This window comes from Streptomyces apocyni (assembly GCF_009739465.1).
In the GTDB taxonomy this organism is placed as follows: Bacteria; Actinomycetota; Actinomycetes; order Streptomycetales; family Streptomycetaceae; genus Streptomyces; species Streptomyces apocyni.
In genome coordinates this window covers 40,928-66,527 of sequence record NZ_WHOM01000045.1, presented here as the reverse complement: position 1 = coordinate 66,527, position 25,600 = coordinate 40,928, and the positions used below count along the sequence as shown (strand labels likewise).

Annotated in this window: 30 protein-coding genes; 6 read left to right on the top strand and 24 right to left on the bottom strand. The window is 71.9% G+C overall.

What is annotated here, in order from left to right; all coding sequences use genetic code 11:
* Positions 1-14: 14 nt before the first annotated feature.
* The 12 genes from lgt to hisI form a co-directional block, all read right to left on the bottom strand.
* Positions 15-1,025 carry a prolipoprotein diacylglyceryl transferase gene (lgt, locus tag GCN81_RS10370; RefSeq protein WP_156723972.1) on the bottom strand — a complete coding sequence of 337 codons (1,011 nt, stop codon included), beginning with the start codon at positions 1,023-1,025 and terminating at the stop codon, positions 15-17.
* Positions 1,026-1,150: 125 nt separating this feature from the next.
* Positions 1,151-1,924 carry a DsbA family protein gene (locus GCN81_RS10365; protein ID WP_156723970.1) on the bottom strand — a complete coding sequence of 258 codons (774 nt, stop codon included), beginning with the start codon at positions 1,922-1,924 and terminating at the stop codon, positions 1,151-1,153.
* 101 nt (positions 1,925-2,025) lie between these two features.
* On the bottom strand, positions 2,026-2,847 hold the full coding sequence (trpA, locus tag GCN81_RS10360) for a tryptophan synthase subunit alpha (protein WP_156724429.1): 822 nt from the start codon (positions 2,845-2,847) through the stop codon (positions 2,026-2,028).
* Positions 2,848-2,855: 8 nt separating this feature from the next.
* The gene (gene trpB, locus GCN81_RS10355) at positions 2,856-4,097 is read right to left on the bottom strand and encodes a tryptophan synthase subunit beta (protein ID WP_156723968.1); all 1,242 of its coding nucleotides are present in this window, start codon (positions 4,095-4,097) and stop codon (positions 2,856-2,858) included.
* Between the two features lie 347 nt (positions 4,098-4,444).
* A complete protein-coding gene (trpM, locus tag GCN81_RS31815; protein ID WP_197287559.1) occupies positions 4,445-4,600 on the bottom strand; it encodes a tryptophan biosynthesis modulator TrpM in 156 nt (51 codons plus the stop codon).
* A gap of 7 nt (positions 4,601-4,607) precedes the next feature.
* On the bottom strand, positions 4,608-5,417 hold the full coding sequence (gene trpC / locus GCN81_RS10350) for an indole-3-glycerol phosphate synthase TrpC (RefSeq protein ID WP_156723967.1): 810 nt from the start codon (positions 5,415-5,417) through the stop codon (positions 4,608-4,610).
* Positions 5,418-5,584: 167 nt separating this feature from the next.
* Positions 5,585-5,977 carry a DUF2752 domain-containing protein gene (locus tag GCN81_RS10345; RefSeq protein ID WP_231626646.1) on the bottom strand — a complete coding sequence of 131 codons (393 nt, stop codon included), beginning with the start codon at positions 5,975-5,977 and terminating at the stop codon, positions 5,585-5,587.
* A gap of 327 nt (positions 5,978-6,304) precedes the next feature.
* Positions 6,305-6,532, bottom strand: coding sequence for an HGxxPAAW family protein (locus GCN81_RS10340; protein WP_156723965.1), 228 nt, complete (start codon positions 6,530-6,532; stop codon positions 6,305-6,307).
* A 207-nt stretch (positions 6,533-6,739) separates the two neighbouring features.
* Positions 6,740-7,393 carry a TIGR02234 family membrane protein gene (locus GCN81_RS10335; RefSeq protein WP_156723963.1) on the bottom strand — a complete coding sequence of 218 codons (654 nt, stop codon included), beginning with the start codon at positions 7,391-7,393 and terminating at the stop codon, positions 6,740-6,742.
* A 55-nt stretch (positions 7,394-7,448) separates the two neighbouring features.
* Positions 7,449-7,895 carry a GNAT family N-acetyltransferase gene (locus GCN81_RS10330; RefSeq protein WP_156723961.1) on the bottom strand — a complete coding sequence of 149 codons (447 nt, stop codon included), beginning with the start codon at positions 7,893-7,895 and terminating at the stop codon, positions 7,449-7,451.
* Positions 7,896-7,974: 79 nt separating this feature from the next.
* Positions 7,975-9,474: an anthranilate synthase component I gene (locus GCN81_RS10325; protein ID WP_156723959.1), complete on the bottom strand. Its 1,500-nt coding sequence runs from the start codon at positions 9,472-9,474 to the stop codon at positions 7,975-7,977.
* 11 nt (positions 9,475-9,485) lie between these two features.
* The gene (hisI, locus tag GCN81_RS10320) at positions 9,486-9,854 is read right to left on the bottom strand and encodes a phosphoribosyl-AMP cyclohydrolase (protein WP_156723956.1); all 369 of its coding nucleotides are present in this window, start codon (positions 9,852-9,854) and stop codon (positions 9,486-9,488) included.
* A 128-nt stretch (positions 9,855-9,982) separates the two neighbouring features.
* On the opposite strand from hisI, the gene GCN81_RS10315 reads away from it, so the two are divergent.
* A complete protein-coding gene (locus tag GCN81_RS10315; protein ID WP_156723954.1) occupies positions 9,983-10,618 on the top strand; it encodes a TIGR03085 family metal-binding protein in 636 nt (211 codons plus the stop codon).
* Between the two features lie 40 nt (positions 10,619-10,658).
* Here GCN81_RS10315 and GCN81_RS10310 read toward each other — a convergent pair whose 3' ends face one another.
* Entirely contained in the window at positions 10,659-11,906 is a 1,248-nt protein-coding gene (locus GCN81_RS10310) for an MFS transporter (protein WP_156723952.1), read from the bottom strand.
* Positions 11,907-11,916: 10 nt separating this feature from the next.
* The gene (locus GCN81_RS10305) at positions 11,917-12,504 is read right to left on the bottom strand and encodes an ArsR/SmtB family transcription factor (protein WP_156723950.1); all 588 of its coding nucleotides are present in this window, start codon (positions 12,502-12,504) and stop codon (positions 11,917-11,919) included.
* A gap of 119 nt (positions 12,505-12,623) precedes the next feature.
* Here GCN81_RS10305 and GCN81_RS10300 point away from each other — a divergent pair, with 119 nt between their 5' ends.
* Positions 12,624-13,523 carry a ketopantoate reductase family protein gene (locus tag GCN81_RS10300; protein WP_156723948.1) on the top strand — a complete coding sequence of 300 codons (900 nt, stop codon included), beginning with the start codon at positions 12,624-12,626 and terminating at the stop codon, positions 13,521-13,523.
* A 59-nt stretch (positions 13,524-13,582) separates the two neighbouring features.
* Here GCN81_RS10300 and hisF read toward each other — a convergent pair whose 3' ends face one another.
* The 8 genes from hisF to hisD are packed head-to-tail and all read right to left on the bottom strand — an operon-like array spanning position 13,583 to position 19,388.
* Entirely contained in the window at positions 13,583-14,341 is a 759-nt protein-coding gene (gene hisF / locus GCN81_RS10295) for an imidazole glycerol phosphate synthase subunit HisF (protein WP_156723947.1), read from the bottom strand.
* On the bottom strand, positions 14,338-14,757 hold the full coding sequence (locus tag GCN81_RS10290; protein ID WP_156723945.1) for a RidA family protein: 420 nt from the start codon (positions 14,755-14,757) through the stop codon (positions 14,338-14,340). Before GCN81_RS10290 ends, hisF begins: the two co-directional genes overlap by 4 nt.
* A complete protein-coding gene (priA, locus tag GCN81_RS10285; RefSeq protein WP_156723943.1) occupies positions 14,754-15,479 on the bottom strand; it encodes a bifunctional 1-(5-phosphoribosyl)-5-((5-phosphoribosylamino)methylideneamino)imidazole-4-carboxamide isomerase/phosphoribosylanthranilate isomerase PriA in 726 nt (241 codons plus the stop codon). Before priA ends, GCN81_RS10290 begins: the two co-directional genes overlap by 4 nt.
* On the bottom strand, positions 15,479-16,132 hold the full coding sequence (gene hisH, locus GCN81_RS10280; RefSeq protein WP_156723942.1) for an imidazole glycerol phosphate synthase subunit HisH: 654 nt from the start codon (positions 16,130-16,132) through the stop codon (positions 15,479-15,481). Before hisH ends, priA begins: the two co-directional genes overlap by 1 nt.
* Entirely contained in the window at positions 16,129-16,293 is a 165-nt protein-coding gene (locus GCN81_RS31810; RefSeq protein WP_197287557.1) for a hypothetical protein, read from the bottom strand. The genes hisH and GCN81_RS31810 overlap by 4 nt, the downstream gene beginning before the upstream one ends.
* Positions 16,294-16,297: 4 nt before the next feature.
* Positions 16,298-16,891: an imidazoleglycerol-phosphate dehydratase HisB gene (gene hisB, locus GCN81_RS10275; protein WP_156723940.1), complete on the bottom strand. Its 594-nt coding sequence runs from the start codon at positions 16,889-16,891 to the stop codon at positions 16,298-16,300.
* Complete coding sequence (locus tag GCN81_RS10270; protein ID WP_156723938.1) at positions 16,888-18,069, bottom strand: histidinol-phosphate transaminase; 1,182 nt, start codon at positions 18,067-18,069, stop codon at positions 16,888-16,890. The genes hisB and GCN81_RS10270 overlap by 4 nt, the downstream gene beginning before the upstream one ends.
* Positions 18,048-19,388, bottom strand: coding sequence for a histidinol dehydrogenase (gene hisD / locus GCN81_RS10265; RefSeq protein WP_156723936.1), 1,341 nt, complete (start codon positions 19,386-19,388; stop codon positions 18,048-18,050). The genes GCN81_RS10270 and hisD overlap by 22 nt, the downstream gene beginning before the upstream one ends.
* Positions 19,389-19,766: 378 nt before the next feature.
* Here hisD and GCN81_RS10260 point away from each other — a divergent pair, with 378 nt between their 5' ends.
* The 4 genes from GCN81_RS10260 (at position 19,767) to ybaK (ending at position 23,856) form a co-directional block, all read left to right on the top strand.
* Complete coding sequence (locus GCN81_RS10260; protein ID WP_156724425.1) at positions 19,767-21,329, top strand: oxidoreductase; 1,563 nt, start codon at positions 19,767-19,769, stop codon at positions 21,327-21,329.
* A gap of 157 nt (positions 21,330-21,486) precedes the next feature.
* Positions 21,487-22,530, top strand: coding sequence for a hypothetical protein (locus tag GCN81_RS10255; protein ID WP_156724424.1), 1,044 nt, complete (start codon positions 21,487-21,489; stop codon positions 22,528-22,530).
* 22 nt (positions 22,531-22,552) lie between these two features.
* A complete protein-coding gene (locus tag GCN81_RS10250; RefSeq protein WP_156723934.1) occupies positions 22,553-23,302 on the top strand; it encodes an LON peptidase substrate-binding domain-containing protein in 750 nt (249 codons plus the stop codon).
* Positions 23,303-23,319: 17 nt separating this feature from the next.
* On the top strand, positions 23,320-23,856 hold the full coding sequence (ybaK, locus tag GCN81_RS10245) for a Cys-tRNA(Pro) deacylase (protein ID WP_156723932.1): 537 nt from the start codon (positions 23,320-23,322) through the stop codon (positions 23,854-23,856).
* A gap of 138 nt (positions 23,857-23,994) precedes the next feature.
* Here the strand turns inward: ybaK and GCN81_RS10240 are convergent, their stop codons facing one another.
* Both GCN81_RS10240 and GCN81_RS10235 read right to left on the bottom strand, forming a co-directional pair.
* The gene (locus GCN81_RS10240) at positions 23,995-24,675 is read right to left on the bottom strand and encodes a DUF2567 domain-containing protein (RefSeq protein ID WP_156723930.1); all 681 of its coding nucleotides are present in this window, start codon (positions 24,673-24,675) and stop codon (positions 23,995-23,997) included.
* 67 nt (positions 24,676-24,742) lie between these two features.
* The gene (locus GCN81_RS10235) at positions 24,743-25,576 is read right to left on the bottom strand and encodes an ABC transporter permease (RefSeq protein ID WP_156723928.1); all 834 of its coding nucleotides are present in this window, start codon (positions 25,574-25,576) and stop codon (positions 24,743-24,745) included.
* Positions 25,577-25,600: the final 24 nt, after the last annotated feature.

The following is a 25,600-nucleotide window of genomic DNA, read 5'->3' as shown; positions in this document are numbered from 1 at the left end:
CGTTGCTGGAGGCGTTAGGCCTTGTTGATCGACTTGGCTTCGCCGTCCGACGTTTGCGCCTTCGGCTCGTCGGGGTCGGCCTTTTTGGTCAGGTCCGTGGGCTTGGTGGTGTCGGCGGTGTCATCGGCGGTGCCCGCGTCGCTGGACGCCGACTCGCCGTCGTCTGCCTCTGCCTCTGCCTCTGCCTCGGTGGGATGGTCCGTGACCGGCTCCACGACTTCCTCGCGGCCTGGCCGCAGTCGGGCGGACACGACCATGTACGCGACGGCGAGGGTGAAGACGACGATCGAGGTCCAGACGTTCAGGCGCAGCCCGAGGACGTCGTTCATCTGAACGTCGTCGACCCGCATGTACTCGATCCAGCCGCGCCCCGCGCAGTACGCCGCGACGTACAGGGCGAAGGCCCTTCCGTGCCCCAGCTTGAAGCGGCGGTCCGCCCAGATCACCAGGAGGGCGACGCCGATGCACCACAGCGACTCGTAGAGGAAGGTCGGATGGTACGTGCCGGGGACCCGGCCGCCGTCGGAGCGGGTGATCTCCAGCGCCCAGGGCAGGTCCGTGGCCCGGCCGTACAGCTCCTGGTTGAACCAGTTGCCCCAGCGGCCGAGCGCCTGGGCGATGGCGATACCGGGCGCGATCGCGTCGGCGTAGGCGGGCAGCGGGATGCCGCGGCGGCGGCAGCCGATCCAGGCGCCGAGCGCGCCGAGCGCGATGGCGCCCCAGATGCCGAGGCCGCCCTCCCAGATCTTGAAGGCGTCGACCCAGTTACGGCCCTCGCTGAAGTACAGCTCATAGTCCGTGATGACGTGGTAGAGCCGACCGCCGACCAGGCCGAAGGGCACCGCCCAGACAGCGATGTCGGCGACCGTGCCGACCTGGCCGCCGCGGGCGACCCAGCGCCGCCCGCCGAGCCAGACGGCGGCGAAGACGCCGAGGATGATGCAGAACGCGTAACCGCGCAGAGGCACGCCGAAGAGGGCGATCTCGCCCTGGGACGGACTGGGAATGAAGGCAAGGATTTCCATGGCGATGTCGACGCTACCGTGCCGGGCCCGGTGTGTGGCATTCAGCCCGCCTTACGGCTGCGTAACGGGTATCCCTTGGCGCAGTCCCTCAGCGCAGGTGCCTCCGCGCAGCCCCTTCGGCCCGGCTACCCGGCCGCGTCCTCGACCATCTGCTTCAGCTTTTCGGGCGTGAGCGGGTTCTGCTGGTCCCCGAAGATGTCCTCGCCGTCGAGCAGCACGGTCGGGGTGCCCCGGAAGCCGCCCTCGCGGAAGGCGTCGTTGGACTTGGCGGCCCAGCTGTCGTGGGTGCCGTCGTTGACGCAACTCTGGAAGCTGGTGGTGTCGAGGCCGTCTACCTTGCCCGCGAGCTCGATCAGTTTGCTGTTCTCGGCGAAGGCGTCGTCCGCCTCCGCTGGCTGGTTCTCGAAGAGGACGTCGTGGTACGGCTTGAACTTCCCGGCGTCCTGGGCGCAGGCCGCGGCGTTGGCCGCGCGCAGCGAGCCCTGACCCCCGAAGCCGCCGTCGATGATCGTGGCGAGGCGGTACTCGACCTTGAGCTTCCCCTGGTCGGTGAGCTCGTCGATCGTGGGGTTGTATGCCTGCTCGAACTGGGCGCAGGCCGGGCAGCGGAAGTCCTCCCAGATGGTGAGGGTCGCCGGGGCGGCGTCCTCTCCGACCGGAATCACGAGGCTGTCCTCACCGCTCGCACCCGCCGGGGCGACCACGGGACCCGAGGTGTCCTTCTTGTCGTCGCCGCCAGCGGCGATCACCCCGATCGCGGCGGCCAGGCCCAGGACACCCACCACCGCCGCGGCCACGATCAGCGTGCGGCGCCGTTTCTCCTGCGCCTTGTGCTTCTCGCGCTCCATCGCCAGCCGCTCGCGGGCGGTGCGCTTTCCCTCATGACTGTTCTCACTCACATCCCGCAAACGAACCGGGGAGGCACCAGCGTGCCTCCCCGGTCCCAGGTCCACTCGTACGGATGACCCGTACGGATGACCCGCACATACGACCCGTACGCCTAGCTGTCCCTGCGTACGCCGTCGGCGAGCTCGCCCGCGAGCGCGCGGACCGCCGCCAGGCCCGCGGCCTCGTCCGGGGCGTCCAGCATCCGCTGGACGAACGCGGAGCCGACGATCACGCCGTCGGCGAAGCCCGCGACCTCGGCCGCCTGGCGGGCGTTGGACACGCCGAGCCCGACGCAGACCGGCAGGTCGGTAGTGGCCCGGGTGCGGCGCACCAGGTCAGCGGCCTGCGCGCCGACCGACTCACGGGTGCCGGTGACGCCCATCAGCGAGGCGGCGTAGACAAAGCCGGAGCCCGCCTCGGTGATCTTCGCCAGGCGCTCGTCCTTGCTGCTCGGCGCGACCACGAAGACCGTGGCCAGGCCGTGCTTCTCGGCGTGCTCGCGCCACTGCGCGGACTCCTGGACCGGCAGGTCGGGCAGGATGCAGCCCGCGCCGCCCGCCTCGGCCAGCTCGGCGGTGAATCGCTCCACGCCGTAGCGGTCGATCGGGTTCCAGTACGTCATGACGAGGACCGGCTTACCCGTCGCGGTGTGCGCCTCGCGGACCGTGCGCAGGACGTCGACGATCTTCAGGCCGCCACGCAGCGCGATGTCGTCGGCGGTCTGGATGACCGGGCCGTCGAGCACCGGGTCGCTGTGCGGCAGGCCGATCTCGACGATGTCTGCGCCGGACTCCAGGACCGCGGTGGCCGCCGCGATGCCGCCGTCGACCGTCGGGAAGCCCGCCGGGAGGTAGGCGATCAGCGCGGCCCGGTTCTCGGCCTTCGTCTGGGCGAGTGTGTCGCTCAGCAGCTGGATGTTCCCGCCGCCGCTCATGGTGCTGCTCACTTGGCGTCGCCCTCCCCGTCGTACAGCCCAAAGTAGCGGGCGGCGGTGTCCATGTCCTTGTCGCCACGGCCGGACAGATTGACCACGAGCAGCCCGTCCTTGCCCAGCTCCTTGCCGACTTCCAGCGCTCCGGCCAGCGCGTGGGCGCTCTCGATGGCCGGGATGATGCCCTCGGTGCGCGACAGCAGGCGCAGGGCCTGCATCGCCGCGTCGTCGGTGACCGCGCGGTACTCGCCGCGGCCGCTGTCCTTGAGGTAGGCGTGCTCGGGGCCGATGCCCGGGTAGTCAAGGCCGGCTGAGATCGAGTACGGCTCGGTGATCTGGCCCTCCTCGTCCTGGAGGACGTAGGACCGGGAGCCGTGCAGGATGCCGGGCTCGCCTGCGGTCAGGGTCGCCGCGTGCTCGCCGGTCTCGACTCCGTGCCCGGCGGGCTCGCAGCCGATCAGGCGTACGTCGGCGTCGGGGATGAAGGCGTGGAAGAGGCCGATGGCGTTGGAGCCGCCGCCGACGCAGGCGACGGCGGCGTCCGGCAGGCGTCCGGCCCGGTCCAGGATCTGGCGTCTGGCCTCGACGCCGATGACGCGGTGGAAGTCGCGCACCATGGCCGGGAAGGGGTGCGGCCCGGCGACCGTCCCGAACAGGTAGTGGGTGCGGTCCACGTTGGCGACCCAGTCACGGAACGCCTCGTTGATGGCGTCCTTGAGGGTACGGGAGCCGGACTTGACCGCGATGACCTCGGCGCCGAGCATACGCATCCGGGCGACGTTCAGCGCCTGGCGCTGGGTGTCGATCTCGCCCATGTAGATGGTGCACTCGAGGCCGAACAGGGCGCAGGCGGTGGCGGTGGCGACGCCGTGCTGGCCCGCGCCGGTCTCGGCGATCACGCGTGTCTTGCCCATGCGCTTGGTGAGCAGCGCCTGGCCAAGTACGTTGTTGATCTTGTGTGAGCCGGTGTGGTTGAGGTCCTCGCGCTTGAGGAACACCCGGGCCCCGCCCGCGTGTTCGGCGAAGCGGGGGACCTCGGTGAGGGAGCTGGGGCGGCCGGTGTAGTTCACGAGCAGGTCGTCGAGTTCGGCCGCGAACGCGGGGTCCGCCTTGGCCTTGTCGTACTCGACGGCGACCTCGTCCACGGCGGCGACGAGGGCCTCCGGGATGAACTTGCCGCCGAATGCGCCGAAGTACCCTTCGGCGCTGGGGACCTGACCCTCCGGGTCCGGGATGAAGAATTCGCTGGGCATGCGAGATGCTCCTACGTGGCGTGGGTTGACGTGGTCACGAGTAGCTGAGGGTGCGCGCCGCGGGTGAGGAGGCTTCTTTCACCCCACCCCATCCCGCCCCTTCCCGACTGCGACATTTGCGGCTTCGCCGCGTGGGGGGGGCAAGCCCCCAGACCCCCGGATCGCGCTTCGGGCTCGTCCTCAAGCTCCCCCACTCTCGGCTTCGCTCGAGCGGGAGGTACCCCCCTGACGGGCTGAAGATCTCAGCCCGTCCCGGGCGACAATCCAGCCCGTCCGGCGTTTGAGGACCGGGGTCTGGGGCGGAGCCCCAGTTACGGGAAAGGGCGGGGTGGGGGAAAAGGAAACCCCTACCCGCACGCGACTTCCCGGCGCCATCGCATCCCGTTGACCTGGCCCGGCTCGGAGCCGATCACGTAGCGGACCCGGCGCCCGTGCACACGCCGCGCCGGGGCCCGGCAGCCGCGTGGGCGGCAGCCGGGGGCGAGGCGGGCGGCGATGGGCATCGTGGGGTCAGCTCCGCCCGTGGCGGAGGGCGGGGTGGGCGCCCGCCGCGACCAGGTCGACCACCGCGGCCTTCGGGTCGCGCCCGGTGACCAGGGACTCGCCGACCAGCACGGCGTCCGCCCCGTCGTTGGCGTACGCGATCAGGTCGTGCGGGCCCCGGACGCCGGACTCGGCGATCCGGATGATGCCCGCCGGGATCTCCGGGGCGACCCGGGAGAACGTCGAGCGGTCGACCTTCAGCGTCTTCAGGTCGCGGGAGTTGACGCCGATGATCTTCGCCCCGGCCGCGACCGCCCGCTCGACCTCCTCCTCGTCGTGCACCTCGACGAGCGGCGTGAGCCCGATGGACTCCGCGCGCTCGACGAGCGAGACGAGGGCGGGCTGGTCGAGGGCCGCCACGATCAGCAGGACGAGGTCGGCGCCGTACGCCCTGGCCTCCCACAGCTGGTACGCGGTGACGATGAAGTCCTTGCGGAGCAGCGGGATGTCCACCCGGGCGCGGACCGCCTCCAGGTCCTCGAGCGAGCCGCCGAAGCGGCGCTGCTCGGTGAGGACGGAGATGATCGTGGCGCCGCCGGCCTCGTAGTCGGCGGCGAGGGCGGCCGGGTCGGCGATCGCGGCGAGCGCGCCCTTGGACGGGCTGGAGCGCTTGACCTCACAGATGACCTTGACGCCGTCGCCACGCAGTGCGGCGAGTGCGTCCTTGGCCTGGGGGGCCTTCGCCGCACGCTCCTTGAGCTCGTCGAGGCTGACGCGCGCCTGCCGTTCGGCGAGGTCCTCGCGCACGCCTTCGATGATCTCGTCGAGCACACTCACGCGAGCGGCCCCCTTCCCTGACAGCGGACTGAAACAGATCGGACTGGATCAGATCGGTCGGGACCCTGTCTGACCAGGTGACCCGATGACCACTGCGATGGTATCCGCAGGGGAGCGAAGGATTCGCATCCGGTTGACGCCAGTCCCACTTGGTGGACGTTGCTTCGTTACGGCGCCAGCCAGGCACCGAAGGGCAGATTGCGTACGACACTGAACACCAGCAGCACCGCGCCGATGCTCCACTGGTGGGCGTTGCGCAGCGCGATCCGTAGCGGTCGCCCGCGCGCGGCGCGTGCCATCCACAGCACCCAGATCACGGCGAAGGCCGCGAAGCCCGCGACGGCGAACGCGTTGGCGCCGAGCGCCGTCGGGATGTCTCCGTTCGCGAAGGCGTGGGCGCTACGGAGCCCACCGCAGCCGGGGCAGAGGATTCCGGTGAGCGCCAGCAGCGGGCAGGCGGGGTAGTGGCCGGGCTCGTTCGGGTCCACCGTGCCCACGTAGGCGAAGGCGGCGACGACCGCGCCGAGCGTTCCCACAGGCACCAGCAGCCACCGGGTCACCGCGAGCGGACCGCGGGGCGGGTCCGGCGGGACTGGCGGGACCGGTGTGACCGGCGGGACCGGCGGGACCGGCGGGACCGGCGGGACCGGCGGGACCGGCGGGACCGGTGTGGCTTCGGGGCCTCCCTGGCTCACGGCCGCGTGGCCCGCTGCGTGGTTTGCGTTCACCCGTGCATTGTGCCCCGGCCCGTCGCTGGGCGCGCGGTCTGCCCCCGGGACAGCCCCGGTGAACGCGGAACCGGTGAACGCGGAAGGGGCGGAACCGGTAGTCCGGTTCCGCCCCTTCCGTACTGCTTCGCAGTGCGGGGACAGCCTACGAGGAGGGGGTCAGCTCTCCGCGGCCGCCACCTGGGCCCGTACCGGCTTCGGCTGGCCGAGACCGGCGGCACGCATGATCATCCCGACCACACCGCCCAGCGGGACGATCGCCAGTCCGGCCCAGAAACCGACCGGGTTGGCCATCACCATGAAGGCTCCGGAAACGCAGAAACCAATGAAGGCGATGATGACACCGGTCCAGGCGGCCGGGGTGTGTCCGTGGCTAGTGCCCGCCATGACGTGCTCCTCGTAGTAAAAGTCGAACGCTCCCGGCTATTGTCCCGCACGCTATGGAGTGCGGGACGCCGGGGGCCTGTCATCCGCATCACGTCCGGATCACGTCCGGATCAGGTGCCGATCAGGTGCCGCCGCACGCCGGGACGTGCTGCCCGGGCCCTAGCCGGTGGGGTCCTGGCCGGTGGGGTCCTGGCCGGTGGGGTGGGCCTAGCCCGTGGGGTCCTCGCCCCGGTCGAGGGCCTTCCAGAGGTCCTCGGGGCGGTCCGGGTCCGGCGCCTTGGCGCGGCGCTTCGCGGCCGCCGCGCCCCCGCGCTCGTACCGCCCGGACATCGCGGGCCAGCGCGCGCCGAACCACAGGGCGAGCACTCCGGCGCAGAGGATCAGCAGTCCGCCGCCCGCGGCAACGTAGGGCCAGGCGGTGTGGGCGATCCCGGCGGCGGTGGCCCCGGCGTCGCCCGTCGTGGTGGCGGCCTGCTCGTCCAGCGCGGCGCTGTCGCCCGCGCCGTTCAGCGCCGCCGCCATGATGCCCGCGCCGCTCAGCGCGAGCAGCCCGGACACCAGGTACCGGCCTGCTCTGCGGACCGCGAAGACCGCGACCAGGGCGGCGAGGCCGACGATGGCCAGCGCCGCTGGGGCCCCGGTGACATCGCTGCCCTTGGCGATCACATCCAGGGCGCCGCCCGCGGTCGCGGCCGCGCCCTCGGACCAGGTCTGCCGGGTCGAGAGCAGCACCACGGTGGCGCCGACGGCGCCGAGCAGCAGCGCGGCGGCGAGGCTGCGCCGGCCGCCGCGCTCACGGGCGGGTGGCTGTGTGGTCGGTCGGGGCTGGGGTACGGCTGGCTGCGGTACGGCTGAAGTCACCCCTCCACTATCCATCACCGCGCTGGGTGACCTGCGGCCCGGGGTCAGCGCCTGGTCAGTCCCGTGTGAGCGTCTTGTACAGGTGGACGTCTTCGGCGTCGCCGGGAATACCCAGGGTCCTGCCGGTCTCGGCGTATCCATGGCGCTCGTAGAACGCCGGGGCCTGGAAGGTGAAGGACGAGACGCAGGCGCGGTCGCAGCCGCGCCGTATCGCCTCCTCCTCCGCGGCCAGCAGGAGCTTGCTCCCCCAGCCGTCCTTACGGCTCTCCTCGCGCACCCAGAGCATGTCGATGCCGAGCAGCCCGCCCCAGGTCCAGGCGGCCAGCCCTCCGATGAGCTTCCCGGCGGCGTCCACGGCCTTCACCGACAGCTCGGTCTGGTCGGCCGCGGTGGTCCCGGTGGCCGGGAAGTTGAACGCGTCCAGGCCGTTGGAAAGGGACTCGCTGAGCTCGGGGTCACCGTGGCCGATGCTCAGCTTCGCAGCGGTGTGATCATGCGTCATGGCGCAGAGTTTCGCACGCGCGTACGGGAGGCTGGCCTGCCGGACTGCCGGACTGCCGGGCTGCCGCGCGTCTACGCATCTACGCGTCGTACAGGCGCCCAGCCGTGTGCACCGCGCGCAGCACCGCCGCCGCCTTGTTGCGGCACTCGGTGTCCTCGGCGACCGGGTCGGAGTCGGCGACAACGCCCGCCCCGGCCTGGACGTACGCGGTGCCGTCGCGGAGCAGGGCGGTGCGGATGGCGATGGCGGTGTCGGAGTCGCCCGCGAAGTCCAGATAGCCGACGCAGCCGCCGTACAAGCCGCGCCGTGAAGGCTCCACCTCGTCGATGATCTGCATCGCCCGGGGCTTGGGGGCGCCGGAGAGGGTGCCCGCGGGGAAGCAGGCGGTCAGCACGTCGAAGGCCGTGCGGTCTTCGCTGACCTTGCCGGTGACGGTGGAGACGATGTGCATCACATGCGAGTACCGCTCGATGGACATGAAGTCGACGACCTCGACGGAGCCCGGCTCGCAGACCCGCCCGAGGTCGTTGCGTCCGAGGTCGACGAGCATCAGGTGCTCGGCGCGCTCCTTGGGGTCGGCGAGCAGTTCGTCCGCCAGCTCGGCGTCCTCGCGCGGGGTCGCGCCGCGTGGCCGGGTCCCGGCGATCGGGTGCACCATCGCGCGCCCGTCCTCGACCTTGACCAGCGCCTCCGGGCTTGACCCGACCACGTCGAAGCCGTCGAAGCGGAAGAGGTACATATACGGCGAGGGGTTGGTGGCCCGCAGGACCCGGTAGACGTCGAGGGCGCTGGCGTGACACGGCGCCTCGAAGCGCTGGGACGGCACCACCTGGAAGGCCTCGCCCGCGCGGATGCGCTCCTTGATGTCCTCGACGGTCGCCTGGTAGTCCGCGCCACCCCACAGGGCGGAGAACTCCGGCAGCTCAGACGGCGGCAGCACCGCGGGCTGCTGGGGCACCGGGCGGGCGAGATCAGCCTGCATGGCGTCGAGCCGGGCGATCGCGTCCGCGTACGCCTCGTCGACGCCGGTCTCCAGGTCGTTGTGGTTGATGGCGTTGGCGATCAGCACGACCGAGCCGCTGAAGTGGTCGAGTACGGCGAGGTCGCTGGTGAGCAGCATGGTCAGCTCGGGCAGCTTCAGGTCGTCCCGCTCGCCGGGGCCGATCTTCTCCAGGCGGCGCACGATGTCGTACCCGAGATAGCCGACCATGCCGCCGGTGAACGGCGGCAGTCCGTCCGCGCTGTCCCCGACCAGGTCATGCGGGGTGTGCAGGGCCTGGACGGTGGCGCGCAGGGCCGCCAGCGGGTCGCCGTCGACGGGGACGCCGACGGGCGGGGTGCCCTCCCAGTGCGTCTGGCCGTCCCGCTCGGTCAGGGTCGCGGCGCTGCGTACGCCGATGAAGGAGTAGCGGGACCAGGAGCGGCCGTTCTCCGCCGACTCCAGCAGAAAGGTGCCGGGGCGCTCCGCGGCCAGCTTGCGGTAGAGGCCTACGGGCGTGTCACCGTCGGCGAGGAGCCGTCGGCTGACGGGGATGACACGGCGGTCGCTGGCGAGTTTGCGGAAGGTCTCGAGATCCATGGCAGCCGACCCTACTGACCGAGCGGCAGCACATCGACGTCAAAGCAGGTACGGGCCCCCGTGTGACAGGCGGCGCCGACCTGGTCGACCTTGACCAGGACGGTGTCCGCGTCGCAGTCCAGGGCGACCGACTTGACGTGCTGGACGTGGCCGGACGTATCGCCCTTGACCCAGTACTCGCCGCGGCTGCGCGACCAGTACGTACAGCGCCCGCTGGTCAGCGTGCGATGCAGGGCCTCGTCGTCCATCCAGCCCAGCATCAGCACCTCGCCGGTGTCGTACTGCTGGGCGATGGCGGGGACGAGCCCGTCGGCGCTGCGCTTGAGGCGCGCGGCGATCTCCGGGTCCAGGTGGCTCGACTGTGAGGGCGTGCTGGTCATGTGCCCATTGTGCGCGATGGGTCGGGCGCCACAGGGCGATGTCCACTCAGCGGACACCGTCAGCGGCACACCGGCGTTGAGGCGTGGCGGCGTGGCAGACCGGGCGGTACGGTCGTAGGCTTGCGGTCATGTCGACCCATGCGAAGCGTGAACGGCTGCTCCTCGCCGATCTGTTGGAGGCGGCCGGACCTGATGCCCCGACCCTGTGCGATGACTGGAACACCAGGGATCTGGCCGCGCATGTGGTGGTGCGCGAACGACGCGCGGACGCCGCGGGCGGAATCCTCATCAAGGCGCTGGCCGACCGGCTGAAGCGGGTGCAGGCCGAGTTCGCCGAGAAGCCGTACGAGGAGCTGATCCAGCTCATCCGTACGGGACCGCCGCGCTTCTCCCCGTACGCCCTGAAGCAGGTGGACGAGGCGGCGAACGCCGTCGAGTTCTATGTGCACGCCGAGGACGTACGCCGCGCCCAGGAGGACTGGACGCCGCGCGAGCTTGACCCGGTCTTCAGCGAAGCTCTGTGGTCCCGGCTGGAGAAGGCGGCCCGGGTGCTGTGCCGGGGCGTTCCGGTCGGTCTGGTGCTGCGCCGCCCGAACGGCCAGACGGCGGTCGGCCACAAGGGCACCCCGGTCGTCACGGTGACCGGTGAGCCGGGCGAGCTGACGATGTTCGCCTTCGGGCGGCAGGACGTGGCGGATGTGCAGCAGGAGGGTGACAAGGACGCCATCGAGAAGCTGCACGGCGCGAAGCAGCTCGGTCTCTGACGCGCGAAGCGGCGGTACGCAGCGGCGGTACGGGGCGCACTCAGCGCGGCAGTTCTGCCCGGCGCAGCGGGGCGAACAGCAGCCCGGCGAGACCACCGACCGCACAGAGCGCGCTCCCGGCGGCGAACACCGGCGTGGTGCCCCAGGCGCCGATCGCGGCGCCCACCACCGGATACGTCAGCGGTGACAGGCCCAGTGCGCAGAGGGTGTAGACCGAGGTGACCCGGCCCAGGTAGGCGGGGTCGCACGAGGTTTGCAGCAGCGCCCCGACCAGGGCACCGACGAGGCCAAGCACCAGCCCCACCGCCGCGCTCGCGGCCACCGCGAGCGGCACCGTCGGCGCGAGGGCGACCCCGGTGAGCGCGCAGCCGCCAAGCAGCCACGCCCAGGCCTGCACGGCCCCGGCGCGCGGTATCCGCCCGCGCACGGCGATCAACAGCGACGCGGCCGCCGCGCCCCCGCCGAACCCGGCGATGATCCAGCCGAACGCCGCGGCGCTCCAGCCCCGCTCCTGGACGAGCAGAACCAGGCCGATGTTGCCGGGCCCGGCGAAGCCCAGTTCGGCGACCGCCGTCGCGGCGACGAGCGGGGCGAGTACCGGGTGGCGACGGATGTACCGCAGCCCGTCCCCGAGTTGACGCCACGCCGTACGCCCCTCTCCCCCGTCCCGCACGGGCCCTGGCCGGACCCGTACGGCGAGTAAGAGCAGGAGCGACACGGCGAAGAGCACACCAGCCGCGCCGAACGCCGCGGCCGAGCCGCCAAGCGCGAGCAGCAGTCCGCCCAGCGGCGGCCCGGTGATCAGCGCGATCCGGGCCGCGATCCCCCGCATGCCCTGGACCCTGGCGAGCTGGCCCGGTGTGGTGATACGCGGCGGCAGGGCGCCGACGGCGGGCAGGAACAGCGCGTCGACGACGCCGAAGACCAGGGCCAGTGCGACGAGCAGCCAGATGCCGGGCGTGGCGAGAAGCAGCAGGGCGGCGACGCCGAGGACGACCAGGCAGCGTACGGCGTCGCTGGCGATGACGATCCGGCGCGGCCCATAGCGGTCGGCGATGACCCCGCCACCGAGCATGAACAGGGCGCGCGGTACGGCGGCGACGGCGAGCACCAGACCGGCCTGGGTAGCACTGCCCTCGCGAGCCGCAGCCCAGGCGAGGGCGAGGAAGTAGAGGGCGTCGCCCGCCGTCGAGGTGGTGTAACCGCCCAGCCAGCGCAGGACGTTACCGTCCCGGTGGGCGGGTCGCTCGGTGGCGGGCGCGGCCGGGCCGGTGTGGGTGGTGGCCACGGAAGTCCTCTCAGGTCCGGAACGGGAAGCCGTACAGGTGCACCGCGACGTTCTCGCGCCCTTCGGTGTCGCCAGCCGCTTCGGCGGCCCGCGCGCGGGCGTCGTACTTCTTGATCAGGGCGTGCAACGCGTCGCCCAGTTCCTTGAGTTCGTCCGCGGTGAGTCGGGGGAGGTACTCGGAGTCGACGACGGCGGTGCGCCAGGAGGCGTCCCAGGACTCGGTCTCGGCGAGATGCCGCTTGAAGAGGTCTACTCGCTGCTCGAAGTAGAGGTGTCGGACGGCGGACTGGGCGGCCAGCTTCTCTGGCGCGTTCCTGACGTCCTCGTGGCGGATGGTGACGGTCTCCTGAGCGGGCTGCCACCATCGCTCACGCCCGTCGGCACCTTGGGGCTCGGCCGGTTCGATGAGGCCGTGCTCGGCCAGCTTGCGCAGGTGGTAGCTGACCAGCGAGACGGCCTCGTCGACCTGCTCGGCGAGTTGCGAGGCGGTGGCGGTGCGGGCCACGAAGAGCGCGCGGTAGAGCTGGATGCGCAGCGGATGCCCGAGGGCCTTGAGGGTGCCGAGGTCCGTGATCCTGCGGGTCTGGTGATCGGCCATGCGCACACCGTAGATACGAAAGAAATATTGCGCAATAAAAACTGCACGATTCATCGTGGCGTGTCTCACGTAGCGGCAACGGGGCCCCGCCGTGAATGAATTTCTGGCAGCCTGCTGGCATGATCAAGAACTCCGCACCCTGGACCGTGGCCGTGCTCGGGCCCGGCGGTATCGGTGGTCTCGCCGCCGCTCTTCTGGCCCGCGCTGGTCACCGGGTTATTTGTCTGGCCCGCGAGGAGACCGCCGCCGCGCTCAACGAGCAGGGGCTGACCCTGCGCAGCGGGAAGTTCGGCGACTTCACCGTGCCGGTGGAGGCGGACACGCGGCTGCGGGAGTCCGTCGACGCGGTGATCGTCGCGCCCAAGGAGACCGCGCTAAGGGCCGCGCTCGACCGCGTACCGCCGCACGTCGTCGGTGACGCGCTGCTGATGCCGCTGCTCAACGGCGTCGAGCACCCCGCCGTGCTGCGCGAGCGCTATCCGGCCCAGCAGGTGGTGCCGGGGACCATCCGGGCCGAGTCGACCCGCACCGCGCCCGGCGTCATCGAGCACGCGACGCCGTTCGCCCGGGTCGAGGTGGCCAGCGACACCGCGCCCCACGCGCGCGTGGAGGCGCTCGCGTACGTTCTGGACGCGGCCGGTTTCGCCACCACCCTGTGTCACAGCGAGCGGTCGATGCTCTGGGGCAAGTTGTCGATGCTGCTGCCGTTGGCGCTGCTCACGACGCGGTACGAGGTGCCGATCGGCGGCGTGCGCGACGCGCACCGGAGCGAACTTCTCGCGGTACTGGAGGAGTTCAAGCAGGTCGCGGACGGGATCGGCGCGGAGGTCGACACCGACGCTGTACTCGCGTTCCTCGACGAAGCCCCGGAGGGCATGCGGTCCTCGATGCAGCGGGACGCCGCAGCGGGGCGGCCGCTGGAGGTCGACGCGATCGGCGGGGCGCTGCTGCGCGAGGCCGCGCGGCAGGGGGTCGATGTGCCGGTGACGGCGAAGCTGGTGGCGGCGCTGGGTGGTTGAACCACCGTGCCGTCTGCCCCGAGACGCAGACCCCCGGGGCAGACGGCACGGTCACCTCGTCAGCGCACCGGGTGGCCCGCCGCGCGCAGCGTCTGCTTGACCTCGCCGATCCGCAGGTCGCCGAAGTGGAAGACGGACGCGGCGAGTACGGCATCGGCGCCGGACGCGATCGCGGGCGGGAAGTCGGCCAGCCGCCCCGCTCCCCCGGACGCGATCACCGGGATGGTGACCTGCGCCCGAACCGCCGAGATCAGCTCGAGGTCGTAGCCGTCCTTGGTGCCGTCCGCGTCCATGGAGTTGAGCAGGATCTCGCCCGCGCCCAGCTCGGCGGCCTGGTGGGCCCACTCGACGGCGTCGATGCCGGTGCCCCGGCGTCCGCCGTGGGTCGTCACCTCGAAGGACCCGCCGCCTTCGGTACGGCGCGCGTCCACCGACAGCACCAGGACCTGTCGCCCGAAGCGCTCGGCGATCTCCCGGATGAGGTCGGGGCGGGCGATCGCGGCCGTGTTCACGCCGACCTTGTCGGCGCCCGCGCGCAGCAGCTTGTCGACGTCGTCGGCGCTGCGTACGCCGCCGCCGACGGTCAGCGGGATGAAGACCTGCTCGGCGGTGCGGCGCACCACGTCGTAGGTGGTCTCCCGGTCGCCGGAGGACGCCGTGATGTCCAGGAAGGTGAGTTCGTCGGCGCCCTCGGCGTCGTACACCTTGGCCATCTCGACGGGATCGCCCGCGTCCCGCAGGTTCTGGAAGTTGACGCCCTTGACGACCCGGCCGTTGTCCACGTCCAGGCAGGGGATGACTCGTACCGCCAGGGTCATGGCTGCTGTGCTCCTCGGAATGCTTCGACTTCCACTTCGACCAGGATGCGCGGGTCGACGAAGCCGGACACGACGACCATGGTCGTCACGGGACGTACGGAGTCGAAGACCTCGCCGTGCGCCCGCCCGACCGCGTCGACGTCGCGCGCGTGGGTCAGATACATGCGGGTGCGGATGACCGAGTCCGCCCCGAGCCCGAACTCGCCCAGAGCGTCCAGGGCGTTGGTGAACGCCACCCTGGCCTGCTCGTACGGGTCGCCCTCGCCGTGCAGCACATGGCCCTCGAACGAGGTCGTGCCGCCGACGACGACCCGGTCACCCGCCGCGACGGCGCGGGCGAACCCGAAGGACTCCTCCCAGGGGCTGCCGCTCTGCACCCGCCGGATGGCAGAACTGGCACCCGCATCGGACGTCATGACGACACTGCCTCCAGCGCTTCCTCCAGCGTGAACGCCTTGGCGTACAGCGCCTTGCCGACGATGGAGCCCTCCACGCCCTGCGGGACAAGCGCGGCGATGGCCCGCAGGTCGTCCAGCGAGGAGACGCCGCCGGAGGCGACGACCGGGCGGTCGGTGGCGGCGCAGACGTTCTTCAGGAGCTCCAGGTTGGGGCCCTGCAGGGTGCCGTCCTTGGCGATGTCGGTGACGACATAGCGGGCGCAGCCCTCGGAGTTGAGGCGCTCCAGAGTCTCGTAGAGGTCGCCGCCGTCGCGGGTCCAGCCACGTCCGCGCAGGGTCGTGCCCCGTACGTCCAGGCCGACGGCGATCTTGTCGCCGTGCTCGGCGATGACCTTGGCGACCCACTCGGGGGTCTCCAGGGCGGCGGTGCCCAGGTTGACCCGGGTGCAGCCGGTGGCCAGGGCCGCGGCGAGCGTGTCGTCGTCGCGGATGCCGCCGGACAGCTCGACCTTGATGTCCATGGCCCCGGCGACCTCGGCGATCAGGGCGCGGTTGTCGCCGGTGCCGAACGCGGCGTCCAGGTCCACCAGGTGCAGCCACTCGGCGCCGGAGCGCTGCCAGGCGAGGGCCGCCTCCAGCGGGGAGCCGTAGGAGGTCTCCGTACCGGACTCGCCGTGCACCAGGCGGACGGCCTGGCCGTCGCGGACGTCGACGGCGGGAAGCAATTCGAGCTTGGACATCAGAGCGTTCCGATCCAGTTGGTCAGCAGCTGGGCTCCGGCGTCGCCGGACTTCTCGGGGTGGAACTGGGTGGCCCACAGCGGGCCGTTCTCGACGGCCGCGACGAAGGGCTCGCCATGCGTGGTCCAGCTGACGCTGGGGGCGCGCATCGCGGGGTTGGTGATCTCCAGCGACCAGTCGTGGACCGCGTAGGAGTGCACGAAGTAGTAGCGGGCGTCGGCGTCCAGGCCCGCGAAGAGCTGGGACCCGGCGGGCGCGTCGACGGTGTTCCAGCCCATGTGCGGGACGACCGGCGCCTTGAGCGGGCCGACCGTACCGGGCCACTCGTCCAGGCCCTCGGCCTCGACGCCGTGCTCGATGCCGCGCGAGAACAGGATCTGCATGCCGACGCAGATGCCCATCACCGGGCGGCCGCCGGACAGCCGGCGCCCGACGATCCAGTCGCCGCGCGCCTCGCGCAGCCCCTGCATACAGGCGGAGAAGGCGCCGACACCGGGGACCAGGAGCCCGTCGGCGTTCATCGCCTTCTCGTAGTCGCGGGTGATCTCGACATCGGCGCCGACCCGGGCCAGGGCACGCTCGGCGGAGCGTACGTTCCCGAAGCCGTAGTCGAAGACGACGACGCGCTTGGACTTGGTGGCGGACGTGGTCACTGGAACGCCTCCAGCTGGAGAATGCCCGCGCCGAGGCACATCGCGGCGCCGATCGACACCAGGACGATCAGGCTCGTGGACTGCTTCTGCTTGATGAAGGAGATCACTCCGCCGAGGAAGAAGAGCCCCAAGAAGATCAGTGCGGTGGACAGACCGTTCATGGATTTACAGCGCGCCCTTCGTGGACGGGAGGATTCCGGCCGCGCGGGGGTCACGCTCGCTGGCGTAGCGCAGGGCCCGGGCCAGCGCCTTGAACTGGCACTCCACGATGTGGTGGGCGTTACGTCCGTACGGCACGTGGACGTGCAGCGCGACCTGCGCCTGGGCGACGAACGACTCCAGGATGTGCCGGGTCATGGTGGTGTCGTACTCGCCGATCATCGGCGCCATCTTCTCGGGCTCGGTGTGCACCAGGTAGGGGCGCCCGGAGAGGTCGACGGTCACCTGGGCGAGCGACTCGTCCAGCGGGACGGTGCAGTTGCCGAAGCGGTAGATCCCGACCTTGTCGCCGAGCGCCTGCTTGAAGGCGGCGCCGAGGGCGAGGGCGGTGTCCTCGATGGTGTGGTGCGAGTCGATGTGCAGGTCGCCCTCGGTCTTGACCGTCAGATCGAAGAGGCCGTGCCGCCCGAGCTGGTCCAGCATGTGGTCGTAGAAGCCGACTCCGGTCGACACGTCGACCTTTCCGGTGCCGTCGAGGTTGATCTCGACGACGACGGAGGTCTCCTTGGTGGTGCGCTCAACACGGCCGATGCGGCTCATGCGCTCTGCTCCCTCTTGCTGCGTTCTGTGCTGCGTTCCGTGCTGCGGTCGGTACCGCGATCCGTCATCAGTGCGCGTACCGCGTCAAGGAACGCGTCGTTCTCGGCCGGGGTGCCCGCGGTGACCCGCAGCCATCCCGGTACGCCGTTGTCACGGACCAGGACTCCGTGGTCGAGGATCCGCCGCCAGGCGGTGGGGCTGTCGTCGAACCGCCCGAACTGCACGAAGTTGGCGTCGGAGTCGGTCACCTCGCAGCCGATCGCGCGCAGCTCGGTGACCAGCCGGTCCCGCTCCTTCTTGAGCTGGTCGACATACCCGAGCAGCGTGTCGGTGTGCTCCAGGGCGGCCAGCGCGGTGGCCTGCGTGACGGCCGACAGGTGGTACGGCAGGCGCACCAGCTGTACGGCGTCCACGACCGCCGGGTCGGCGGCCAGATAGCCGAGCCGCAGCCCGGCGGCGCCGAAGGCCTTGGACATGGTGCGCGAGACGACCAGGTTCGGGCGGCCTTCGAGCAGGGGCAGCAGCGAGGGCCGGTGGCTGAACTCGACGTACGCCTCGTCGACGACGACCAGCGCGGGCCCGGCCGCCTGGGCGGCCTCGTACAGCGCGAGGACGGTGTCGGCCTCGACGGCGGTGCCGGTGGGGTTGTTGGGTGAGGTGATGAAGACGACGTTCGGTGCGTTCTCGGTGATCGCCTGCTGGGCGGCGGCCACGTCGATCGTGAAGTCGTCGTGCCGGGGCCCGGAGATCCAGCCGGTGCCGGTGCCGCGCGAGATCAGCGCGTGCATCGAGTACGAGGGCTCGAAGCCGATGGCGGTGCGGCCGGGGCCGCCGAAGGTCTGCAGCAGTTGCTGGAGGACTTCGTTGGAGCCGTTGGCCGCCCAGACGTGGGCCAGGGTGAGCGGGTGGCCACCGGTACGGGTGAGGTAGCGGGCCAGCTCGGTGCGGAGCTCGACCGCGTCCCGGTCGGGGTAGCGGTTGAGGCCGCGGGCGGCTTCGCGGACCCGCTCGGCGATGCGCTCGACGAGCGGCTCGGGGAGCGGGTACGGGTTCTCGTTGGTGTTGAGCTGGACGGGGACGTCGAGCTGTGGCGCGCCGTAGGGGGACTTGCCGCGCAGCTCGTCCCTGATGGGCAGGTCGTCGATACGTACGGGCCTCACTGACCGGGAACCTTCCATCCGAACCTCGCCTTGATCGCGGCGCCGTGCGCGGGCAGGTCCTCGGCCTCGGCGAGTGTGACGACGTGGTGGGCGACATCGGCGAGCGCGTCGCGCGTGTAGTCGACGATGTGGATGCCGCGCAGGAAGGACTGCACGGACAGGCCTGACGAGTGGCAGGCGCAGCCGCCGGTGGGCAGGACGTGGTTGGAGCCCGCGCAGTAGTCGCCGAGCGAGACGGGGGCGTACGGGCCGACGAAGATCGCGCCGGCGTTGCGGACCCGCTCGGCGACCGTCGGCGCGTCGGCCGTCTGGATCTCCAGGTGCTCGGCGCCGTACGCGTCGACGACCTTCAGGCCCTCGTCGATGCCGTCGACCAGGACGGTCGCGGACTGGCGTCCCTTGAGCGCGGGGATGATCCGGTCGTCGATGTGCTTGGTCGCGGCGACCTGGGGCGCCAGCTCCTTGTCGACCGCGTCGGCGAGGTCCACGGAGTCGGTGACCAGTACGGCGGCGGCCAGCGGGTCGTGCTCGGCCTGGCTGATGAGGTCGGCGGCGACGTGCGCCGGGTCGGCGGTGGAGTCCGCGAGGATCGCGATCTCGGTCGGGCCCGCTTCGGCGTCGATGCCGATCTTGCCGGTGAAGTAGCGCTTGGCGGCGGCGACCCAGATGTTGCCGGGGCCGGTGACCATGGTGGCCGGGGCGCAGCCGTCGGGGTCGCCGGGGCGCTCGGTGCCGTACGCGAACATGGCGACGGCCTGGGCTCCGCCCACCGCGTACACCTCGTCGATGCCGAGGAGCGCGCAGGCGGCCAGGATCGTCGGGTGCGGCAGACCGTCGAAGTCGGCCTGCGGCGGGGATGCCAGCGCCATGGACGGGACACCGGCCTCCTGTGCCGGAACCGCGTTCATGATCACGGAGGACGGGTACACGGAGCGTCCGCCGGGCGCGTACAGGCCGACGCGGTCGACCGGAACCCACTTCTCGGTCACCGTGCCGCCGGGAACGACCTCGGTCGTGTGCGGGGCGCGGCGCTGGGCGCGGTGGACCAGCCTGGCCCGTCGGATGGACTCCTCCAGGGCGGCCCTGACCGTGGGGTCGAGGCGCTCCAGGGCGTCGGCGAGGGCGGCGGCCGGGACCCGTACGCGCTCCAGGCGTACGCCGTCGAACTTCTCCGCGTAGTCGATCAGCGCCGCCGTGCCCCGATGATGCACGTCCTCGCAGATGGGCCGCACCTTGTCCAGGGCGGCCGCGACGTCGAAGTCGGCACGGGGCAGCAGGTCGCGCAGGGCTCCACCCTCGGGGAGGAGGTCGCCACGCAGGTCGATTCGCGAGATCACGGGTTAATTCTCGCAGACGGCCGACGCACGCCGGTCGCCCGTATCACTGGCTGATACACGCACCGGAAGGCAACCTTCATCACCTAGGGCCTGTCCGGCGGATCATGCCGGGGTCGCGAGCCTTGGCACGCGCATCTGCGGCGTTGTCGTCAATCACCGACGCTCCGCGTCGCCTCAATCCTCCGCCTTGCAGCTGCACGCACCAAGCCCCGCTCACCAGCACAGCCAGCGCACCGCACGCCCAGCCCGGCCTGATCCGCCGGACAGGCCCTAGCGTTCGCCTGGTCACCGAGCGGGCATGAACCCGGAAACGGAGACACCGGACGAGGAGACACCGGACGAAACGGGGAGGGGACGACCGCCGTGGTCGACAGGCACATGGGCGATCCACCGGAGGACCTCGGGCTGACCGCCACCGAGCGGTTCATGTGGCAGGCCTTCCAGAACGGCAGCCGCTACGACCTGACCGTGGGGGACCATGACCTGGACGATCCACACGGTGGCCGCCGCTGGGGCCCCGAGCGCAGTGTGCGGGCCCGGGTCGTCGCGCTGCTGCTGCTGGACGGGCCGCCCGCGCTGCGCGGGCGGGTCTCGGCGGTGAAGCTCCGCGGGGTGCAGATCACCGGCACCCTCGATGTCGCGGGCGGCACGGTGACGCCGTATGTGGAGCTGACCGGCTGCCGCTTCGAGAACGAGGTGCTGCTGCCGGAGAGCCGGTTCACCACGCTGCGGCTGGTGAACTGCTCGATCCCCCGGCTGGAGGCGGCCCGGCTGCGCACCGAGGGCGATCTGCATCTGCCGCGCTGCCACGTCCACCGCGGCATCCGGCTGGCCGACGCCCAGATCGGCACGGACCTGTTACTCAGCCAGGCCGTACTCCATCGCGACCAGCGCGATCACGCGGTGCTGGGCGACGGTCTCACCGTGGGCCAGGACCTGCATGCCGAGCTGCTGGAGGCGGACGGTGAGATCAGTCTGCGCGGCGCGCAGGTCGGGGGCTCGCTCAGCCTGCGCGGCAGTCGGCTCGCGCATCCGTACGGGGAGCGCGCGCTCAACGCCCCGCAGCTGACCGTCGAGCACACGCTGTATCTGACGCCCGCCGCGGTCGCCAATCCCATCGCGACGGGTGGGGCGACCCCGGCCCGGGGGGTGCGGGTGCGCCGCTTCGAGTGCCACGGCGGGATGCGGCTCGACGACGGCCGGATCGGCGACGCGCTCGACCTGTCACAGGCCAGCTTCACCCTGGAGCCTGAGCAGGAGGTGTCGTTACGCCGTATCCAGACCCCGGAGCTGCGCTTTCTCGGGGAGAAGCCGACGCGCGGCGTGGTGGTCCTGAACGGCGCGAAGGTGACCAACCTCATCGACAGCGCGGCCAGCTGGCCGGGGCCGGGTGGTCTGCGGATGGCCGGATTCAGCTACGAGATCCTCATCCCGACCGGCAGGTTCCCGCTGAACGAGCGGCTGGCCTGGGTGGAGGCGGCCACACCCGAGTACAGCCCGGAGCCCTACGAGAAGCTGGCCACGGTGCTGCGGCAGAGCGGCGAGGACGCGGACGCGCGCGAGGTACTGCTCGCCAAACAGCGCCGCCGCCGCGAGACCCTGCCGCTTGCGGGCAAGCTCTGGGGGTACGTACAGGACTGGACGGTCGCGTACGGGTATCGGCCGGGGCGCGCCGCGGTGTGGATGGCGGCGCTGTGGGCGGCGGGCGCGGTGGCCTTCTCCCGCCACCAGCCCGCGGAACTGCGGCCTGACGAGGGCCCGGCCTGGAGCGCCTCGCTGTACGCCCTGGACCTGCTGATCCCGGTGATCAACCTGGGCCAGGAGGGCGAGTGGCGGATGACGGGCTACTGGCAGTGGACCTCGGCGGGCCTGGTCCTCCTCGGCTGGGTCCTGGCCACGACGGTCGCCGCGGGCGCGACGCGCCTCCTACGCCGCAGCTAGGGGGCGTCTCCGGTCTCTGCGGACCCGGGGCCGTGTACCGGCGGTGGGCCGAATCGTTATCCGGGGGCCCACAACCCTCGCCGTCCGCACGCCGTCTTGTCACCGCAAGCATCGAAGGATGGACGGAACCACCAGGCGCAAGGGAGGGACCCACGTCATGGTCCTGCTGCGCGCGCTCACGCGGACGACCCGGATGATCAGGCACGCTCCGCGGCTCGCGGAGGCGCTGACCGCCGACAGCGACGTCCTGCTCGACGCGCCGGACGAACGGCTCGCCCCGGCGCTCAGGGCGGCGGCGCACGGCGACCACGGCCCGGCCGCGAAGCTGCTCGCCGCCAGTCGTGAGGCCGCCGAGTGGGAGAACCGCGACCGCTATGTGCTGGGTCTGACCGCGTTCGCCCGCCGTCGTCCCGAGTGGCTCACGCAGTGGCGCGCGGAGGCCCCGCTCGACCCGGATGTGGCCCTCCTCAGGGCGGAGCTCGCGATGCGGCGCGGCTGGGAGTCCCCCGCCCGCGCCACGCTGCTGCGCGAGGTCGCCCCGCTGGTCGCCGTCGCCGCGGACGCCGCGCCCCGTGACCCGGTGCCCTGGCGCATCGCCCTGGATCACGCGCGGGGCGCGGGCGCCTCGTACGCCGTCTTCGACGAGCTGTGGGCGGAGGCCGTGCGCCGCTCCCCGCACCACTACGGCTGCCACGCGGCCGCCCTGCAGTACCTCTCCGCCACCTGGTACGGCTCACACCGCGGCTGCTTCGACTTCGCCGAACGCGCGGCGGCCGACGCCCTGCCGGGCTCCCTGGTGCAGGCGCTCCCGGTGCGCGCGGCCTTCGCCTTCCTGCAGGACCCGGGCGGGGGCGGGAGCGGGGGCGGGAGCGCGGGCGCGAGCGCCGCCGTACCGACCGAGCGGCTGGACGCGGCGGCGGACCGGGCGATCGCCCTCTCGGACGCGTACGAGCGGGCCGACCCGTATCCCGCGGAGGTACGCAACCTCCTCGCCTACGTCCTGGTGCGCCTGGGCCGCCCGGCCGACGCGCTGGAGCAATTGCGGCTGATCGGCCCGTACGCGACGTCCTTCCCCTGGAATCTGCTCTCTGGCGATCCGCTCGGCCACTTCCTCGAAGTGCGCGACGGCGTACGCCTCCAGGTGGCCGCCATGACCCCACTGCGCCGCCGGATCGGACTCCGCCGCCCCGGACCACCCTGAGGGGCGATTAGGCTTCGGCCTCGTGACCACCGTCCGACTTCCACTCTTCCCGCTGAACACCGTGCTGTTCCCGGGGCTCGTGCTGCCGCTGAACGTCTTCGAGGAGCGTTATCGCGCCATGATGCGCGACCTGCTGAAGGCCGCACCCGACGACTCCGACGAGCCGCGCCGCTTCGCGGTCGTCGCGATCCGCGACGGCCTCGAGGTCGCCCCGGCGGCGCCCGGCATGCCCGACCCGACCACGACCGTCGAGCGCGGTCCCGCCGCCGGGTTCGGCGACGACCCGATGAAGGCCTTCCACCAGGTGGGCTGCATCGCGGAGGCGGCGACGCTGCGCGAACACGCGGACGGCAAGTTCGAGGTGCTCGCCACCGGCACCACCCGCGTCCGGCTGCTGTCCGTCGACGCGTCCGGGGAGTATCTGACGGCCGAGCTCGAGGAACTCGACGAGGAGCCGGGGGACGACGCGGGCGCACTCGCCGAGGGGGTCCTGCGCGCCTTCCGCGCCTACCAGAAGCGCCTGGCCGGTGCGCGTGAGCGGTCGCTGTCGACGGGTACGGAGCTGCCGGACGAGCCGTCCGTGGTGTCGTACCTGGTCGCCGCGGCCGCGGTGCTGGACACGCCGACCCGGCAGCGGCTGCTACAGGCCCCGGACACCGCGTCCCGGCTGCGGGACGAGCTGAAACTCCTTCGCTCGGAGACCGCGGTGATCCGTAACCTGCCGTCGTTGCCCGCGGTCGAGCTGACCCGGGGTCCGACCAGTCTCAACTGACGTAAGGCCCGATCACGTTGGCGAAGAACCCGAAGAACCCGAAGAACGCGAAGAAGCAGCAGAAGCAGAAGCAGGCACAGTCCGGTGGGACGCCCGCCACCGTCGCGCTCAGCGCCGCGGGCACGCCGCACACCCTGCACACGTACGCGCACGACCCGGCGCACCCCTCGTACGGCGACGAGGCGGCCGAGGCGATGGGCGTGGCGCCCGAGCGCGTGTTCAAGACGCTGCTCGCCGAGGTGGACGGCTCGCTCACCGTCGCCGTGGTTCCCGTCGCGGGCTCGCTGGACCTCAAGGCGCTGGCCGCGGCCGTCGGCGGCAAGCGCGCGGCGATGGCGGACCCGGCCGCCGCTGAGCGCAGTACGGGATATGTGCGGGGCGGCATCTCCCCGCTCGGCCAGCGCCGGAAGCTGCCGACGGTGCTGGACGCGTCGGCTACCGCGCACGAGACGATCTGCGTCTCGGCGGGCCGCCGCGGTCTGGAGGCCGAGCTGGCACCGGGTGACCTGGCGCGGCTCACGGACGCGGTACTGGCGCCGATCGGCCGTCTCTAGCGCCTCACCCGTAGTTGGCCTGCGCGACACCTCGACGAAGTGCCCTGCTTCGACTAAGCACCTGAGCATGTCGAAGAGGACACGCAAGCGGAAGTGGCGGGTCAGGAAGGGCCGAGCGAACCACGGGCGCCGTCCCGCCTAGGGCTCCTGCGGCGGCTGCGGCGGCAGATACCCCGGTGGTTCCGGGTCGCGCGGCCCGAACGCCGCCATGAGCGCCATCAGCGCGGCCATCGACACGATCGGCCAGGCCAGCAGCGCGCCCTTCGCGTGTAGCTTCAGCGGGGCGTCGAAGGGCACCCCCGCCCCCGCATCCTTGGCGCGCTCGACCACGTCGCCGCCGGGGCCCAGCCAGATCCCGAACCGCCAGGCGACGACCGAGCCGAGCAGCCCGCCGAGCATCAGGCCGACCGCCAGCGGAACCCCGCCGCGCTTGCGCAGCAGAAAGACCAGCACCGCGCTGACCAGCCCGATGACAAGCGCCAGCAGGATGAACGTGCCGTCGGCGCCGATCGCCTGCTCACCCTCGTTGTCCCGCAGGAAGACGGCCTCGCCGTCCGAGATCAGCGGCACCCTCGGCGCCAGCCACGACCACAGCAGTCCGAGGAGCGAACCACCCACGGCGGCCACCGCCACCACGATCAGCACGGCCTCCCGCAGTTCGACCTTCATGCCGGGCCCCGGGTCCTCGTGCGACGGCGGGGTCACGGCCGCACCGGGCGGCGGGGCCTGCCACGGGTCGTGCGGCTGGCCCGGGGGCGGCTCGTCCGGAGGCTGGTGGTCCGGGGGCGGCTGGTGGGGCGGCGTCAACGGTGCGGTCACCCTGCCATCGTGCCAGGTCGCGGGCAGTACCTGGGATCAGCCCACCGATCGGGCGCCCCGAACGCGATCACCGTACGGCCGCGCGGCGGTACGCCCAGGTGGCGACGGCCAGTGAGACGACGCCGACGGCGGCGCAGACCGCGAGGTCGAGCGCGACGGCGGGCCAGTGCGGCTGGGAGCCGAAGGTGCGGGCGAAGGCCTCGACGCCGTACGTGGAGGGCAGCAGGTCACGCGCGTACTGGAGGGGCAGCGGCAGCCGGTCGGCGGGCAGCACCCCGAGCAGCAGCGCGGCCGACATGCCCAGCTGGCCGAGCAGGGTGGCCAGCTCGGGCCGGGGCGCGAGCAGCCCGAGCGCCGCGCCGAGCCCGGCGAGCGCGGCACCGGCCAGCGGGATCACCGCGATAAGGACCCACAGGTGGGTGAGCGGCAGCCCGAACAGCACGCTGCCGACGACGGCTGTCACGGCCGTTCCCGGCACGGTGAAGGAGGCGTACGCGGCGGCGGTGCCGAGCACCACGGACGCGGGCGGTACGGGCAGCGTGGCGTAGTGGTCGAGTCCGCCGCCCGCCCGTAGCTGGCCGAAGTACTGGGCGAGCAGGTTGAGCGCCACGAACGCCACGACGAGGACCGAGGAACCGGCGACCACGGCGCGCGCCTCAGCGCCGCCGTCCACCACGCCGCGCATCAGGACCATGATCCCGATGGACTGGAAGGTCGCGACGAAGAGCAGCGGAATCCGGGCGACCCGGGCCCGTGAGAGCTGCGCCCGGTACACGGCCCCGAGCGCGGGCAGCAGCCGGGCGCGCGGCGCCAGCGGGGCCGCGCCACGGGACCCGGGCACCGCGTCGCCGGACGGCCGCCGTCTGGTGTCGGTCGCGGCTGGAAGACGTACGAGACTCACCTCACGCTGCTCCTGTCCGCTCCG

Coding starts and splice junctions, on each gene's coding strand:
- lgt (WP_156723972.1), bottom strand. CDS start 1,025: ATGGAAATCCTTGCCTTCATTCCCAGTCCGTCCCAGGGCGAGATCGCC.
- GCN81_RS31810 (WP_197287557.1), bottom strand. CDS start 16,293: ATGAACGGTCTGTCCACCGCACTGATCTTCTTGGGGCTCTTCTTCCTC.
- GCN81_RS10305 (WP_156723950.1), bottom strand. CDS start 12,504: ATGGCCGATCACCAGACCCGCAGGATCACGGACCTCGGCACCCTCAAG.
- trpA (WP_156724429.1), bottom strand. CDS start 2,847: ATGAGCGGCGGCGGGAACATCCAGCTGCTGAGCGACACACTCGCCCAG.
- trpM (WP_197287559.1), bottom strand. CDS start 4,600: ATGCCCATCGCCGCCCGCCTCGCCCCCGGCTGCCGCCCACGCGGCTGC.
- GCN81_RS10260 (WP_156724425.1), top strand. CDS start 19,767: ATGGGCGATCCACCGGAGGACCTCGGGCTGACCGCCACCGAGCGGTTC.
- hisB (WP_156723940.1), bottom strand. CDS start 16,891: ATGAGCCGCATCGGCCGTGTTGAGCGCACCACCAAGGAGACCTCCGTC.
- GCN81_RS10300 (WP_156723948.1), top strand. CDS start 12,624: ATGATCAAGAACTCCGCACCCTGGACCGTGGCCGTGCTCGGGCCCGGC.
- GCN81_RS10255 (WP_156724424.1), top strand. CDS start 21,487: ATGGTCCTGCTGCGCGCGCTCACGCGGACGACCCGGATGATCAGGCAC.
- priA (WP_156723943.1), bottom strand. CDS start 15,479: ATGTCCAAGCTCGAATTGCTTCCCGCCGTCGACGTCCGCGACGGCCAG.
- GCN81_RS10340 (WP_156723965.1), bottom strand. CDS start 6,532: ATGGCGGGCACTAGCCACGGACACACCCCGGCCGCCTGGACCGGTGTC.
- hisF (WP_156723947.1), bottom strand. CDS start 14,341: ATGACCCTGGCGGTACGAGTCATCCCCTGCCTGGACGTGGACAACGGC.
- trpB (WP_156723968.1), bottom strand. CDS start 4,097: ATGCCCAGCGAATTCTTCATCCCGGACCCGGAGGGTCAGGTCCCCAGC.
- hisI (WP_156723956.1), bottom strand. CDS start 9,854: ATGACCAGCACGCCCTCACAGTCGAGCCACCTGGACCCGGAGATCGCC.
- GCN81_RS10330 (WP_156723961.1), bottom strand. CDS start 7,895: ATGACGCATGATCACACCGCTGCGAAGCTGAGCATCGGCCACGGTGAC.
- GCN81_RS10325 (WP_156723959.1), bottom strand. CDS start 9,474: ATGGATCTCGAGACCTTCCGCAAACTCGCCAGCGACCGCCGTGTCATC.
- GCN81_RS10315 (WP_156723954.1), top strand. CDS start 9,983: ATGTCGACCCATGCGAAGCGTGAACGGCTGCTCCTCGCCGATCTGTTG.
- GCN81_RS10290 (WP_156723945.1), bottom strand. CDS start 14,757: ATGACGTCCGATGCGGGTGCCAGTTCTGCCATCCGGCGGGTGCAGAGC.
- GCN81_RS10270 (WP_156723938.1), bottom strand. CDS start 18,069: ATGGAAGGTTCCCGGTCAGTGAGGCCCGTACGTATCGACGACCTGCCC.